The sequence below is a fragment of the Photobacterium sagamiensis genome, from assembly GCF_050337085.1.
Lineage (GTDB): Bacteria > Pseudomonadota > Gammaproteobacteria > Enterobacterales > Vibrionaceae > Photobacterium > Photobacterium sagamiensis.
Genome location: NZ_JAKJSP010000109.1, coordinates 1 through 2389, shown reverse-complemented (window position 1 = coordinate 2389; position 2389 = coordinate 1). Strand labels below are relative to the sequence as shown.

The following is a 2389-nucleotide window of genomic DNA, read 5'->3' as shown; positions in this document are numbered from 1 at the left end:
GGCCTATAACTTTCTCTTGAACTACTACAAACAAACAGACCGACTAAGTTCGGCGCAAAAAGAGCAGATATTTGCTCATGCGCAGGATGTTATAAAGAACACCCCATCAGCGGCAGAGCTGCAGCGAAAATCAGAGGAAGCTAAGCTTGCAAGCGAGAATGCCTGGAGAAAGCATGAAGCTCAACGGGCAGCTGAGTGGGATAAACTCAAGTCTGAGGCAAGGCGCAACTCYCAAAAAAGGGCAACAACACAAGCAAACGATGAGCCTTTTGGGTTTGATATCCATAGTAACAGCGGCAGTAATAGCAATTCATCTGGCTCTGCTTTCCACCTCTATGCAGAAGAGTTCCCAGAATCTGAAGACCTTGAACGTCAGCGGATGCAAATGGAATTGGAGTACCGTATTCTCAACTCGGCTTCATCAACAACCAGTGAGCCAAATAACACTAAAGGGAATTTCTTTGGGTGCACCAATGCTGCCGCTCTCGAAGAAGCACAAAGAAACGGTACCTTAAAGGGTGCAGTATGCGGTGAGTAATTTGCTGGACCAACTTGATATGCAGTGTGTTGAGAATCAGCACCACGCTGTAGGACATGGTGCACACAAAAACCTTTCACCCCGTATTACTATACGGGGTAGCTATAACAGACATATATTTATAGCTCAGTACGCATTATGCTGGCTTATGTTAAAAACTAAAAGTAATTACAAAACAATCAATTAGAATCCTTTCTTTGCGATAAGAAGGATTTGATGCGAAATACACATGAACTTACAGAAAACTATATTTTTAGATTTTATAGATGCGGGTTAAGCATAGAAGATACCGCTAAACTTTGTTTTAAGAGTGTGAGAACTGTCACACTGTGGGATAAGGGGAAACCAATACCGCCAGAGTGCAAACGGTTAATGCGAATGTATTCCGGCCTTGAGCTTGACCCATTAAGTGATGATTGGAGAGGATGGAGTATTAGAAAAGGTCTGCTTATTACGCCCAATAAATGGTCATTAACACCAGGCCGGATTATTACTGGGAATGCCTTGATTGAAATTGGAGCCGAACGAGATAGAAAGAATCTCAGTCAAATTATCAAAGTTGCTAGACTAATCTCTCGATGAAAATGATAGCAGGGCTTCGGCTCTGCTTACCGCCTCAAATATTACTACACCACAAAGGCAAACCCTAACCCCAAGAGTACGCGATTGCAGGTATTCGCATGAACCACAAACTGGACACCTCTGAATCCTAACCATTGGAAACCCCCTTTAACCAAGCACTAATCTCACTGTATAGGGCAGGGAGCTGACCGCCAAAACTGAATTAGAACTTTGTGAGGTGATTCTCATGATAAGTACTGATTCATACTCAATCTAACAGCCTAAATAAACGAAATAGGCTGCTCGTTAATAATTGTCACGTTTACCGGATGCATACCAATATGATGCGACGATACCGTAAATAAAATTAAGGCCAATTACTACAATTGGCATAAGCGTACCAAAACCAAGACCCAAAACACCTTTTCCCATTGATGGAAGAACCATGAAAAGCATCATTGCAGATGGTGCCAAACTAAATAACATACCGCGTATATAAATACGTTTTTTTAAGAGCGGGATAAGAAGCAAAAGCATCCATATGCCACCCCATATCATGCGGCTATAAAGCCATGATGAAGTAAACTCTGGTTTCATGGTGATGCCAATGAAATCTGAAATGCCTACTTTTCCCATAAACCAAATGTTAAAACTATCAATGAATGCGCCTATTGCGCCCCCGGTAAAAGCTAAACTAATATTGCGAACAATTTTCATTTACCTCTCCATTATCTCTTATGTGGCAATAAGCTCCACGCCCGTGTTGGTGTCTCACGTACTGCAGACTTTCACCCCGTATTACTAGACGGGGTATTCGAACACATAACACCTCAACTCAAACTAAAAATACCAAGTATTTTTTGTCTACTAGATACGCTTGCATGACATGACCTTACAGTTTTGAACATTTGCCCCTCTCAATGTAAGGTGTATTGTTATTATTGTCTTCTCCACTCCAATACCCCGAAGTATAAGTTTTTATAAAGCGACCGACATTAGGAGAAAACTTCAACTCCCCAAGATCATTATTACAAATAATATTTCCTGTATGTTTATTAGGAGGTAAACATGAAGTTTCTGGATAATTAGAGCCAAGCTCTATAGCACCGTAAGTAAAACCTTTTTCAAAAAGAATTTGCTCGTCTTCTTTGAGCTTTCGGATAAGAAACTTATGCTCTTTTACATTAAACTTGGCTTGCTTCCAACTTACATTATCAAAAAAGAAACCAGTAGCTTCTTCAGCAACACACAAATAAGAATCATTTTTATCGGAAGCAAAAACACTACTAC

4 protein-coding genes are annotated in these 2389 nt (G+C 40.6%); 2 read left to right on the top strand and 2 right to left on the bottom strand.

Annotated features, from left to right (window positions below; translation table 11 throughout):
* A partial coding sequence (locus L4D76_RS28480) for a hypothetical protein (protein ID WP_428444191.1) occupies positions 1 to 538 on the top strand: 538 nt, incomplete at its 5' end.
* Between the two features lie 216 nt (positions 539 to 754).
* Positions 755 to 1120 (top strand): DUF3653 domain-containing protein, encoded by a 366-nt coding sequence (locus L4D76_RS28475; protein ID WP_428444190.1) that lies wholly within the window; start codon positions 755 to 757, stop codon positions 1118 to 1120.
* 285 nt (positions 1121 to 1405) lie between these two features.
* Here the strand turns inward: L4D76_RS28475 and L4D76_RS28470 are convergent, their stop codons facing one another.
* On the bottom strand, positions 1406 to 1816 hold the full coding sequence (locus L4D76_RS28470) for a hypothetical protein (protein ID WP_428444189.1): 411 nt from the start codon (positions 1814 to 1816) through the stop codon (positions 1406 to 1408).
* Between the two features lie 175 nt (positions 1817 to 1991).
* On the bottom strand, positions 1992 to 2389 hold a 398-nt coding region (locus L4D76_RS28465; protein ID WP_428444188.1), incomplete at its 5' end, for a hypothetical protein.